Raw genomic sequence first — 12,944 nt, 5'->3', positions numbered from 1 at the left:
TTAAGTATACGAACATACGTTCTGTTTTACAAGTGGAAGTTGATGAAAAAAATATAAAATAAAATTAAAAATAAAACCGAGCATCTCCAAAATAAAAATGTGATTTTAGGGATGCTCGGTGCTTTATGATGGATTAAAGGATGCGTCATCATTTTAAAATGACAGCTTCTTAATGTTGCGAATAGATACGTAACAAGTTTCACCGTTCGTAAAGTTAACGATGCGTTCTTTTTTATTTACCGATTTGATGTAATCTTTGTTCACGATATAACTGTGATGGCATCTAAAAAAGCGCTCATCTAAATTATCATAATCCTTTAAAGAGCCATAAAACTCAATAATGCGGTTCGTCAAATGAAGTATGATACGATGTGGATTCGGTGAAGATTCAAAATAAATGATATCATCGTAATCGACAAATAGGGTTTGACTACCTGATTTGATTTCTAGTTTATTAACGTAATCCGTATTGGCAAGGTGACTTAAGCGTTCATAGCTAACATTTAAACATTCAATCACGCGCTTTTGTAAGTTATCGAAATCATCTTTAATGATGAAGTCCATCGCAGCGACTTTATATACGAAAGTCAAATATGTGAGTTCACTATGACTCGTCACAAAAATAATACTTCCAATCGGATCATATTTTCGAATTTCTTGAGCTAGCATAATTCCATTTTCTTCAGTGCCAAGATGGATGTCCAAAAAGTAGAGACCAATGTCATTTGCTTGTTTAACCGCTTCGATTAACGTTTTAGGGTCGCCTGTTGCACAATAGATGCTCATATCTTTTTGTTCAAATGTGATGTAATTGGTAATGATTTTTTTCATATGCTCTAATTGTGTTTTAGAATCTTCACAAATAAAGATTTTCATATGGACCTCCTACTGATGAATCAGTTCGATTTTTTGGATAAACATATGATTGCTAATCGATGTATCCACAAACATGTTTGGTAGTGTTGCAGAAATTTCTTTTAATGTGAGTAATCCAAAACCACGATCATTACCTTTTGTTGAAAAGCCTTTTTGATACAATTTATGAATCGAAGGTAAGTTATCTTCACAGCGATTGGTCATAATAAATAGGATGCTGTGCTCTGTTTTAATAATGGCCGCATCGATTTTTGGATCATCAATTTTTTGAGATGCCTCAATTGCATTATCCCATATAATCCCTATGGCACGCGATAATTTGATCATATCTACATTTATATCTTCATCAAAGATCTCATCCGACACTTCAATAGATAAAGGGATATGCGCTTCTTGTGTGCGAATAATTTTAGTTGTGAGTAAGCCTTTTAAAGGGGTGACATGCACTTTTTCAAGGCCGTGTAATTGCAATAACTGATAATCAATATCTGCTTTAAGCGGCACAATATTTGTATTAAAGTATTCTGTTAATCCTTCAATATCATTAGTATGAATGTAATTGGTCATTGTAGACAAAATATTAATGTAATCATGCTTAAACTGACGCATTTCTTGATTGATTTGTTCTAATGACTTCGTGTATTCAAAATAATCTTCGTTTTCTTTTTTCGCTCTTTTATACATATAGTTACGATGTAAATAACGAGATAACACCGCAATGATTAAAATACTAAATAAAATATACATTAAAAAGAACAAAACAAAGCGTTTATAATTATCAAAATGCGTTAGTGATTCAAAAGTAATCAATGTATAAAACGCAATAATACTACAACTTAAGAAAATCATTAATATCATCACAAATGTCTTATCATACAACATACTCGTATGTTTTAATCGTGTCGTACCAAGCTTGAATAAATAAGAAAATAAAACCATAAATACTAAAAACAATATAAAATATAAAAAATAAAAAGGTGTATCGAATATTGATTTGTGAAACACATAATAAAGTAATAAAGTAGACAAATGATCAGAAATGACACCGATAATAATACATAGACATGCATTGAGTAAACTATGCATCAAGTTTCTCGAACGATTTAAATAGCCAAAATAAACCACAAAGTAAACAATCGCAAAAATCTTTAAGATAAAAAATAACGCAATCGAGGGCACTACAAAGAAACAAGCAATGTGCCCTAAATCACGTTTATCATACTTTACATCTTCTAAAATCATCATTGCTAAAGTAAAACTAAAGCATTGAAACGTAATGAAAAGAATGGATTCTAAAAAAGTAAAACTAAATGGAATCATTAATTTTTACTTTCAAATAATTCTTGGTCAAGTTCTGATTCATTAAAGTAGAAGTAGCAGCTTTTTAAGATGCTGAAATCACCTAAATGAATTAATGCAGAAATCGCTTTTGATAAAATACTTGTGAAAAATGACATAATTATCGCTCCTTTTTAAATATAGGTAAAAGACTAATGGATTGAATACAAATACCCACAATCATCATTTGAGATAGGGGACGTGGTATTAGCATGGCGATGATGCATAAAATAAAAGCAGTGAACATAGATTGTCGTTTTAACTTTGCATGATGCTTTGTTGCAATAGGGTGTTTCGATGTAGGACTAGGTGCAAAAATCGTGATGAGGATGAAACTGAAACACATTAAACCGAATAACAAGTAAAAAGGTAAAATCACCTTAGACAATAAATAGGGCAAACCTACAAATACTAATGTACTATAAAGCATACATAAAATAAAACGTTGTAAGTGGGCACCGAAACTTGTTAAACGAATCACAAAATAACTTAAGTGCATAATCAATGTATAGAGTAAAACTTCTAAATAAAAACTCAAACCATAAATGATAAGCATTAAGAATACATTCTTCTTAACAATATTTACGCCACGCTTTAACTTTAAAACATCTAAGTCACTTAAATCAAATTGATCTTGAAGGGTAGAATACATCAATATTGCCTCCTAAAATCATTATACGCAATATAATCTAGCAAAAGTTAAAGCCTTCATAACTGTCGGATTTTTATTCCTAAGTGTTAAAACGTAACAATTTTGAACTAGAATATATTAAAAATATAACAGAAATGAATGAAAAACGGCAAGTTAAGAATGAAATGCACCACGATGATAAAGGGTGCGTATAATAAAAGTATCACATGAGTGATTAAAAACGGATGGAGGTAATGAAAATGACTGCAGATATCATCAACGCTATCGTAGGATTTATCACTTGGTTAGCAAAAACAATTACAGCATTTGCTGGTTAATAAAATGAAGTACCATCATGACACAAGGTACTAATCGCAAAATATCACATGAATAATTAATATCGAATGGAGGTAATGAACATGACTGCAGCTATCATTGAAGCTATCGTAGGATTCATCACTTGGTTAGCAAAAACTATCACAACATTTGCAGGTTAATAGAATGAACGCGCCATTTTAGGCGCGTTTTTTATGTAGGTTCATCGCTACAAATATGCAACATACCCCAATAATACCTAGGAAGCATACGTAACTTGCCATAAAGATATCCCCTGTATAAGCCCCAATGACTAAACCGGAACTGGCCACTAAGCTTGCACCACTAAATCCTAATGAACTAAAGGCAATGTAACTAGCACGTTGATCGTCAGGCATAAGTTTTGCTTGATATACTGAATAGATTGGGCTGAACATTAATTCTCCTATCGTTGCAATCAATACAGCAAGCAACAATAAATACCAGGTATTTAATGCGTGACTAATTGCATATCCTCCTGCATACAACATGGCCCCAACCATCATGACGTACTTCGGATTGAATGGTTCTACTAACTTGCTGATTAAGAAGGTGATGGTTACGACTAAGACGGTATTTTCAATCAGCATTAAACTCATCATTCTCACACCATCCACATGTACACCAAATAAATCTACTGGTTTAAATTCATGATGTAATCTCACCCCGATATAATTCGTCAATGCAAATTCTGCCGAATAGATAAATACGACTGCAATGGTAAACATCACAAAAGGTAAGTCTTTTAATGCGATGGCATAATTTTTTAACAAGTCGTGTACCCAATGGGTATGTACGATTTTTTTCTCTCGTCTTGTTGTAGGATCATCAAGAAACTTCATAAAGATAATCGTATTAAGAATAAAGATGATAATAATAATGATAAACAAAAGCATGCGATGTTCTTTATAAAATAAACCACCAATTGCAGTACCAATCGCTGTCGCTAAGTTGTTAGACCAATAATTAAATACGTATACATATTTACGTTGTGCTTCTGTTGTTGAGTCTACAATTAATGCATCCATCGCCGGGAATATCATTGAACCGCTGACTGCTGTTAGCATAAAGAGTATCGTTACAACGTACGGTTGATTGATACTAGGATGAATAAACAATGCAATTAAAGCGATTAAGACAGTAAAGAAGATTTGGCCAGAGATTAATATGCCTTTACGACTGAAGCGGTCAGCATAATAGCCACTCATTAAATTACAAATCAAGCCAAAAATAACGTTAATGGATAACAAAATACCAGAAGTCACTTTACCCAATTCATCTGCGATATACAGTACCATAAAAGGCATAATACTCATAGAAATGGCATGATCAAAAAAGCCACAAAAGATACGCAGTTTAACGTTTTTAGGAAAATCTTTAAATTTCATGATGCACCCCCTTAGATTGTAATAGGTTAATTATAGAGGAAAAAGTAGAGGGATGGGGAAGCTTTTTTTTATTTGCGGATATATTAATGATTGGTTATTAATATAAAAAACCACATGAACAAAATGTTCATGTGGTAATATATTATTTCGTTATTGCTAACATTAATTCTCTAGCAACTTTTGCAGCAACTGCATTAGATACACCTGTTGGGTCATATGGTGGTGATAATTCTACGATGTCTGCTGCAACGACGTTTAATTGTTCAAAGACTTTAAACGCAGGTTCTAATTCACGGAATGTTAATCCACCTGGTTCTGGTGTGCCTGTTCCTGGGAAGATAGATGGGTCTAAGCAATCTAAGTCGATTGTGACATAGACTGGTGTATCTCCAAGGATTTGTGGCAAGTCTTTTAATGTATTGATTGTGAATTTTTCTAACGTTGTATGTGTATCGCTCCAGTCGAATTCTTCTTTCGTACCTGAACGAATACCATATTGATAAATACGACCATCTCCAACGATGTCATGAATACGACGAACAACAGTCGCATGTGATAAAGGTTCACCCATATAATCATCACGTAAATCTGTATGTGCATCTAATTGTACTAATACAACGTCTGGATATTTTTCATGTACAGCACGGAATGGGCCAAGTGTTACTAAATGCTCGCCACCAATCATAAACGGCAATTTGTTCGCGTTTAAAATTGTGCGTGCTGTATCTTCTAATTCTTCTAGTACTTTTACTTTATTACCGATTGTAATATCCACATCACCAGTATCGATAATATTCACATCTTCTAAATCTTTGTTTAAGTATGGGCTATATGTTTCTAGACCATAAGATTCTGAACGAATTGCGTCTCCAGCAAATCTTGTACCTGGTCGGTTAGATACTGTACCGTCAAATGGGGCACCATAGATGACTGTTGTTGCATCTTCAAACGATGCTTCACAACTCATATAAACATGCTTATTTGCTTTCATCTGCTAACATCTCCTTAACAAATGTCGGTAACATAAATGCACCAGTATGGATGTCAGTATTGTAGTATTTTGTTTTAATGCCAAGTTTGTTCCATGCATCTAAATCCGCATCTTTTAAAGGATCAAATGATTTTGAAGCGAAACCAAATAACCAATGACCTGATGGGTATGTTGGCATATGGAATTGGTAAACGCGTGTAATCGGGAATAATCCTTTAATTTTTGAATGTGCACGTTTCATTTCATGTGCATATCCTTCATAATATGGTGATTCATGTTGGTTAATTAAGATACCATCGTCAGTTAATACACGGAAACAGTTGTTATAAAAGTCATGCGAGAATAATCCTTCGCCAGGACCGATTGGGTCTGTTGAATCTACTAAGATTAAGTCGTAGTAGCCAGCTTCTTTATTTTTCACATAAGCTAAACCATCTTCAAATAATAATGTAACACGTGGATCTTCTAATTTACCTGCTGTAATTGGTAAGTATTGTTGTGACAGGCGTACAACGCGCTCATCGATTTCAACCATATCGATTTGTTCGATTGAAGCGTAACGTGTTAATTCACGTACTGTACCACCGTCTCCGCCACCAATTACTAATACTTTCTTGATGTTAGGGTTAGTTGCCATTGCAACGTGTGTGATCATATCGTGATATACGAATTCGTCTTTTTCGTTTACCATCATTAAACCATCTAAAGTGAAAAACGTACCAAATTCATCTGATTCGAAGAAATCAATTTGTTGGAATGGTGTTTGTTCTGAATGTAAGTGTTTCTTAGTTTTAATTGAAAATTTAACGTTGTCTGTATGATTTTCTGTGTACCATAAATCTAACATGATGTATCCTCCTTATTTAACTTCAACTTCGATTGGTTTGAATGATTCTACAACGATTTCACCGTTTGAGTATTTGTGAATTTTATCCGCCATACCACGACCAATTTCCATTGAATCTGATAATTCAGCTTTTAATTCACGTTGTAAGAAATCTTCTGCTAACCAAGGATCTACTGTGTCACCACAAGTAAATACGTCTACAGATGCATAACCATATTCTGGCCAAGTGTGGATTGTTAAATGTGATTCAGAAATGATAACCGCACCACTTACACCGTATGGGTTAAATGTATGGAAACAGCTTTCTACAATTGTTGCACCAGCAACACGTGCAGCTTCGTTCATTAATCTTTCGATTGTATCGTGGTCTTTCAAGATTTCTTTATCACAGTTGTAATATTCAATAAATACGTGTCTTCCTAAAGTTGTTAATTTCATTTTTCATTCTCCTCAACAATATAAATTTCATTTTTATTTTCTGCACCAATCTTAATGATTGGTTGGTTATTTACAAACTCCCAATAATCAATGACATCTTGGCTGATGACTTCACCGGCCATGAGAATTGGAATACCGGGAGGGTATATCATTAAACTTTCAGCACAAACTTTCCCAAGTGCGTCATGTAATTTGATGGCTTTCTTTTCACTATAGAATACATCTCTTAAACCCATTTTTTGTTCTGGAATTTCAAGCTGCTTTAACATTGGTGAAACATCATTTTCATTGACACGATAGAAGCGTTTAGAAATATCTTTCAATGCTTCAAGTAATGTGTTTAATTCAGTTGCGTTATCCATAAAGGATACGATGCCCATAATCATATTCGGTTCAGAAAGTTCCATTTGTATGTCGTAGTCACTGCGTAATAATTTATAAACTTCAAAACCAGAGATTGGCATATGATGATCGATATAAATTGTTAATTTCGTTGGATCTAAATATTGATCATAAGTTGTTTCAAAATGTGTCTCATCTAACATATGAAATCCAGGGACTTTGTTGATTTCAGCTTTAAAGTCATCCACAAGTGTTAATACATGCTCGATTTTACTTTTACCGTCTTTTGCTAAATGTTGTCTTGCAAGATCAAGACTCGACATCAATAAGTAAGAAGCTGAAGTACTCGTCAATATGTTGATAACACTTTTTACTTTATGTTGCAGTGCTTCATCACCACGAACGAGTAAGATACTCGTTTGAGTAAATGAACCGCCTGTTTTGTGCAAGCTTGTTGCAGCAAGATCAGCACCTGCTTCCATACTCGACATCGGTAATTTATCTGAGAATCTTAAATGTGCACCATGTGCTTCATCAACCAATACTTTCATATTGTGTTGATGTGCTAAATCAACAATTTCTTTTAGATGACTGGCAGCACCGAAGTAAGTTGGGTTAATTACAAATACTGCTTTTGCATCAGGGTGTTGTGCAATCGTCTGTTTCACAGTTTGCACACTGACGTTATGGCTAATACCAAATTGTGTGTCGAATTCTGGCACAATATAAATCGGTGTGATGTCGGCAAGTGCCATCGCATTTAATACTGATTTATGGACATTTCTCGGTACAATCAATTTATCTTTAGGTTTACAAACAGAAAGGAGCATGGCTTGAATGCCTTGCGTTGTACCATTCACTAAAAAATGAGCAGCATCTGCTAAAAACAAATCTGCCATTAAACTTTGCGCCTCTTTAATGACTGATGTTGGATGATCAAAGTTATCAAGTTGTGGCATAGAATTCACGTCATGTCTTAACGTTTTAATGCCGTACTCGTTTAAGCGATAACTTTTATCAATCCCACGCTTATGACCAGGTACATCAAAACTTGTTACTTGCTGTGATTCATATATGTTTAAAGCATCATATAAAGGTGCAAATTGATGCTTTTGTAAATCAATGTGTTGAAAAGGTTTTAAACCTTGAGTGGTTATCAAAAAATCACCTCTAATGCAAATTGCAATAATAAAATAAGGTTTATACTTAACTAATTGTTCTGTATAACTGCTTCTTTTATATTTACCAAACAAATTGTAATGTATTACTAAACTTCTTGCAAGAAAAAATTGCATTAAAATTAAATAAATTATGATAATGCATATTTTGTTAACAATAACTGACATTATGTGTTTTTTTAGACATACAAATTAATGGAAGTAGATTGTTAAATCATATGTAAGGGGTTAATATTTTATAGTATGAAAACAGTTTGCTAAAATGAAAGTACAATGTTTGGAGGGAATAATATGATAACAGGATATATTGGTTCATATACAAAAGAAAATGGTAAAGGTATTTACAAGTTCTCTATTGATGAAGATAAAAAGGTGATTCATAGTGTAGAAACTGGCTATGAAGTACAAGCTTCAACATATATTGCAAAGTATAAAGATCATTTATATGGTATTAAAAAATCAGATAATCAATGTGGTATTCAAAGTTATCAAATAGAAAGTGATGAAACACTGAAAGCGACAAATGATGTATTACCACATCAATCAACAGGATGTCATATTTCAATCTCACATGATGGTAAGTATTTATTAGAAGCGGTATATGGAGATGGTGTCGTTAGATTGTACGGTCTAGACAAAGATTTAAATATTGAACGCTTTATCGATACACACCAACAAAAAGGGAATGGCCCTAATACAGAAAGACAAGACAATGCTCATACGCATTTTATTCAAGAAACACCAGACCATAAATATGCAGTAGCTGTTGATTTAGGAACAGATGAGGTCATTACATTTTCATTTGGAGAAGATGGTTTTGAACAAGTCCATACATTAAAAGTGGCACCCGGAAGTGGCCCAAGACATCTAGTCTTCCATGAAAATGGCAAATACGCTTATTTATTTACTGAACTTTCTAATAAAGTGACGGTACTTGAATACAATCAAGGTCAATTTAAAGTATTAGAAACATATCAAGCATTACCTGAAGCTTTTGATGGTCATTCACAAGGTGCTGCAGTACGCATGAGTCATGATCAACGCTTCGTTTATGTTTCTAATAGAGGACATCAATCGATTACAGTATATGAAGTGTTAGGGAATGGAGAAGCGTTAAAGAACGTTGGATGCGTTGAAAGTGGCGGCGATTGGCCAAGAGATTTCAATATTGATCCATCAGATCGTTTCTTAGTATGTGCACATGAAAGAAGTGGTCATTTAGTACTCTTTGAACGCGATATTGAAACAGGATTATTAACAATGGTAGATAATACACAAAAAGTACCAGAAGGCGTTTGTGTGATTTTTAATTAAACAGATTATTAACAAATCAAAGCGAGGCATCTATTACAGATGCCTCGCATTAGTTTTATTTAAAGATTTGTTTAACGTATCTGAATTTCCCTTTATAAGGTGGGAACATCACACCAGATTCTAATTTTGTACTTTTTGTCATGATGCTTTTTTCATGGCTAAATAATAAATATGAATGTTTACCATGATAGCTACCAATACCAGAGTGACCGACGCCTCCGAATGGTAAGTTCGGGTTTGTTAAATGCATAATTGTGTCATTTACACATCCACCGCCAAATGAAACTTCACGCATGATTTGATCTGTGAAGTCACGGTCTTCAGAGAATACATATAATGCGAGTGGTTTTTCATATTGATTGATGAAATCAAATATTTCTGTTTTATCTTGATAACTAATGATTGGTAATAAAGGTCCGAATATTTCTTCTTGCATGATTTGTTGAGTACTTTTTACATCACTTAATAATGTTGGTGCGATATACAGTTCATTTGCATCATGTTGTCCACCAATGACAATGTTATTTTCTGCATCATTTAATAATGAAATTAAGCGATTAAAATGTTTATCATTCACAATACGTCCAAAGTCTGGGCTTGTTTCAGGTGTTTTACCGTAAAAGTCAGTAATGGTCGATTGCATCGCAGATATAAATTTATCTTTAATACTTTCATCGATAAGCACATAATCTGGTGCTACACATGTTTGACCCGCGTTCATAAATTTACCGAATGCAATACGTTCAGCTGCAACTTTTAGATTGGCTGTTTTATCAATAATTGTAGGACTTTTACCGCCTAATTCTAAAGCTACAGGTGTAAGATGCTTACTTGCTTTCTCATAGACGATTTGACCAACTCGTGTACTTCCTGTAAAGAAAATGAAGTCGAATCTTTCATTTAATAATGCTTCTGTTGTTTCTTGTTCGCCTTGAATTACTTGTACATACTCAGTATCAAATACACTTTCAATAATTTGTTCGATGACCATACTCGTTTGTGGTGTGAGTTCTGATGGTTTCACAATAGCTGTATTACCTGCTGCAATGGCACCAATTAAAGGTTCCATCACTAATTGGAATGGATAGTTGTATGGACCAATGATCAGCACAGTACCATAAGGTTCACGGTATAAATAACTCTTTCCTGGAAACTGTAGCATAGGTGTATGAATCGATTCTTTTCTTGCCCATCCTTTTAATTCTTTAATGAATAATGATAATGATTTTAAAACAATCCCAATTTCAGTCGCATAGGCTTCGACTTTACTTTTACCTAAATCTGAATTAAGCGCATCTATGATATCTGTTTCATGTTGTTGAATCGCTTTTTTTAAAGCTTTTAATTTTTTTCTTCTGAATTTTACTTGTTTTGTTTCATGTGTTTTAAAGTAAGACTTTTGATTGGCTACAATTTCATGAATGTTCATAATGACACCTCTATAAAAAGTTTTCTTAAAGATTTACTTAATTTTATAATAAAACGATAAAATGATAAAATAAATGGAACTATATAGATGAGGTGACTTATGAAATTTGGATTTATCGGTACGAATTGGATTACAGACAGATTGATTGCATCTGGTGCATCAATTGAAGACTTTGAACCTTATAGCGTTTATTCAAGAACGATGGACAAAGCGAAAGCATTTGGAGACAAACATGCATTAAAATACTGTACGGATGATTTAGAAGCATTTTTAAATGATCCTGAATTAGAAGCAGTTTATATTGCGACGCCTAATTACATTCATCACGAACAAGCAATTAAGGCATTACAACATAATAAGCACGTTTTATGTGAAAAGCCAGTGACTATCAACAGTGAAAATTTAAAAGCCATTTTGAATGCTGAACAAGACTCTGATGGTTTATTTTTGGAGGCAATGAAAAATTTATATGCGCCTTCTTTTGAAAAGGTGAAATTTTGGTTGGAAACAATTGGACCTGTAAGACATATCAACTTTCATTACCATCAATATTCATCAAGATACGACAAATACAAAGAGGGTATCATTGAAAATGCTTTTAAACCTGAGTTAGGTAATGGAGCAATGATGGATATTGGTGTGTACACAATAAGTCCGTTAATCGATTTGTTTGGTACACCAGAAAGTATACAAGTTAGTCACTTAAAACTTTCTTCTGGAGCAGATGCGCATGGTAGCATTTTATGTCAGTATGAAGATAAAGTGGCGAATTTAAATTACTCTAAGATTGTGGATTCGCACTTGCCTTCTGAAATTATTGGTGAACGTGGCATTATAATAATTGATAAAATTTCTGCACCGAATGTCGTGCAATTATTAAACCGTCAAAATGAAGTGGTTGAAACATTTGAAAGCCCAAATCCACCAATGTCTTATGAATTAGACCATTTTATTAATACGGTTAAAGCAAATGATAAAGTAGCTTCAAAAGTAGCGTTTAAACATGAAACTTCAATACAAATGATGCAGATGATTGATACTTTAAAAACAATGCAAGCATTAAGGTTTTAGTAATGACGAAAGTAAATAAAGCATGGTTATTACTAGTCTTAGGTGGCTTGTTGGAAGTGGCGTGGGCAGTTGGTTTGAAATATGCGCATGGTTTTACCAATTTAAAATGGACGCTGATTACGCTATGCATTATGGTGATTTCTTTTTATTGTTTTGGTTATGCATTAACAAGACTTGAAATTGGTACAGCGTATGCCATTTACACAGGGATTGGTGCTGTAGGGACGGTAATTTATGGTGTTGCATTTTTGAATGAACCAATGCACTTATTAAAGTTGTTTTTTGTTGTGTTATTAATAGGATCAATCATTGGTTTAAAAGTTATTGCAAAGGAGTAATTTATGAATTGGATGATATTAATCAGTGCGGGACTGATGGAAGTCATTATGGTGATGGCACTCAAAAAAACCGATTCATTTAAAGTTAAAAAATGGACTGTCATTTGGTTTATATTAAGTTTATGTAGTTTATTTTTATTGAGTATTGCTTTAAAAACCATTCCACTCGGAACTGCATACGGTGTGTGGACAGGCATTGGTGCGATGGGGAGTGTTATTGTAGGAATGCTTGTGTATAAAGAAGAAGTAAATTTGCTGAAGCTCATTTTAATCGTTTGTATAATTGTTTCAATTATCGGCTTAAAAGTTGTATAGTATAAAATATCAAATTAATGATTGATTATTCAGAAAATTTAATTTATAATAAAGCTATACCATTTTTTCATTCTTTCAATATAAAAACCGCGTT

At 33.4% G+C, this 12,944-nt stretch carries 14 protein-coding genes; 4 read left to right on the top strand and 10 right to left on the bottom strand.

The genetic code is table 11. The features are described 5' to 3' along the window. Positions 1–153 precede the first annotated feature (153 nt). From ER639_RS08490 to ER639_RS08455, 9 genes are all read right to left on the bottom strand, one after another. The gene (locus ER639_RS08490) at positions 154–876 is read right to left on the bottom strand and encodes a LytR/AlgR family response regulator transcription factor (RefSeq protein ID WP_129065359.1); all 723 of its coding nucleotides are present in this window, start codon (positions 874–876) and stop codon (positions 154–156) included. 9 nt (positions 877–885) lie between these two features. Next, complete coding sequence (locus tag ER639_RS08485; RefSeq protein WP_129065358.1) at positions 886–2,196, bottom strand: sensor histidine kinase; 1,311 nt, start codon at positions 2,194–2,196, stop codon at positions 886–888. Beyond that, complete coding sequence (locus ER639_RS12300; RefSeq protein WP_164993402.1) at positions 2,196–2,333, bottom strand: hypothetical protein; 138 nt, start codon at positions 2,331–2,333, stop codon at positions 2,196–2,198. The genes ER639_RS08485 and ER639_RS12300 overlap by 1 nt, the downstream gene beginning before the upstream one ends. A gap of 2 nt (positions 2,334–2,335) precedes the next feature. Beyond that, entirely contained in the window at positions 2,336–2,866 is a 531-nt protein-coding gene (locus tag ER639_RS08480; RefSeq protein ID WP_129065357.1) for an accessory gene regulator B family protein, read from the bottom strand. A 494-nt stretch (positions 2,867–3,360) separates the two neighbouring features. Further along, positions 3,361–4,587 carry an MFS transporter gene (locus ER639_RS08475; RefSeq protein ID WP_129065356.1) on the bottom strand — a complete coding sequence of 409 codons (1,227 nt, stop codon included), beginning with the start codon at positions 4,585–4,587 and terminating at the stop codon, positions 3,361–3,363. 142 nt (positions 4,588–4,729) lie between these two features. After that, positions 4,730–5,578, bottom strand: a complete 849-nt coding sequence (gene speB, locus ER639_RS08470; RefSeq protein WP_129065355.1) for an agmatinase — start codon at positions 5,576–5,578, stop codon at positions 4,730–4,732. Beyond that, positions 5,565–6,425: a polyamine aminopropyltransferase gene (gene speE, locus ER639_RS08465; RefSeq protein WP_129065354.1), complete on the bottom strand. Its 861-nt coding sequence runs from the start codon at positions 6,423–6,425 to the stop codon at positions 5,565–5,567. The genes speB and speE overlap by 14 nt, the downstream gene beginning before the upstream one ends. 12 nt (positions 6,426–6,437) lie before the next feature. Next, positions 6,438–6,863, bottom strand: a complete 426-nt coding sequence (gene speD / locus ER639_RS08460) for an adenosylmethionine decarboxylase (RefSeq protein WP_129065353.1) — start codon at positions 6,861–6,863, stop codon at positions 6,438–6,440. Beyond that, positions 6,860–8,365: an aminotransferase class I/II-fold pyridoxal phosphate-dependent enzyme gene (locus ER639_RS08455; RefSeq protein ID WP_164993401.1), complete on the bottom strand. Its 1,506-nt coding sequence runs from the start codon at positions 8,363–8,365 to the stop codon at positions 6,860–6,862. Before ER639_RS08455 ends, speD begins: the two co-directional genes overlap by 4 nt. 309 nt (positions 8,366–8,674) lie before the next feature. Between ER639_RS08455 and ER639_RS08450 the strand changes: the two genes are divergently transcribed. Then, on the top strand, positions 8,675–9,697 hold the full coding sequence (locus ER639_RS08450; RefSeq protein WP_129065351.1) for a lactonase family protein: 1,023 nt from the start codon (positions 8,675–8,677) through the stop codon (positions 9,695–9,697). Positions 9,698–9,752: 55 nt separating this feature from the next. Here ER639_RS08450 and ER639_RS08445 read toward each other — a convergent pair whose 3' ends face one another. After that, positions 9,753–11,129 (bottom strand): aldehyde dehydrogenase, encoded by a 1,377-nt coding sequence (locus ER639_RS08445; protein WP_483306238.1) that lies wholly within the window; start codon positions 11,127–11,129, stop codon positions 9,753–9,755. 96 nt (positions 11,130–11,225) lie between these two features. Between ER639_RS08445 and ER639_RS08440 the strand changes: the two genes are divergently transcribed. From ER639_RS08440 to ER639_RS08430, 3 genes are read left to right on the top strand one after another with little or no spacing between them, the layout of a single operon-like run. Continuing rightward, positions 11,226–12,197: a Gfo/Idh/MocA family protein gene (locus ER639_RS08440; RefSeq protein WP_129065349.1), complete on the top strand. Its 972-nt coding sequence runs from the start codon at positions 11,226–11,228 to the stop codon at positions 12,195–12,197. A 2-nt stretch (positions 12,198–12,199) separates the two neighbouring features. Beyond that, positions 12,200–12,535, top strand: a complete 336-nt coding sequence (locus ER639_RS08435) for a DMT family transporter (RefSeq protein ID WP_129065348.1) — start codon at positions 12,200–12,202, stop codon at positions 12,533–12,535. A 3-nt stretch (positions 12,536–12,538) separates the two neighbouring features. Next, entirely contained in the window at positions 12,539–12,850 is a 312-nt protein-coding gene (locus ER639_RS08430) for a DMT family transporter (RefSeq protein WP_129065347.1), read from the top strand. Positions 12,851–12,944: the final 94 nt, after the last annotated feature.

The organism is Macrococcus sp. DPC7161 (assembly GCF_004117835.1).
GTDB lineage: Bacteria > Bacillota > Bacilli > Staphylococcales > Staphylococcaceae > SDSC01.
The sequence above is the reverse complement of the archived record's forward strand: the minus strand, read 5'-3'. Positions and strand labels throughout refer to the sequence as shown.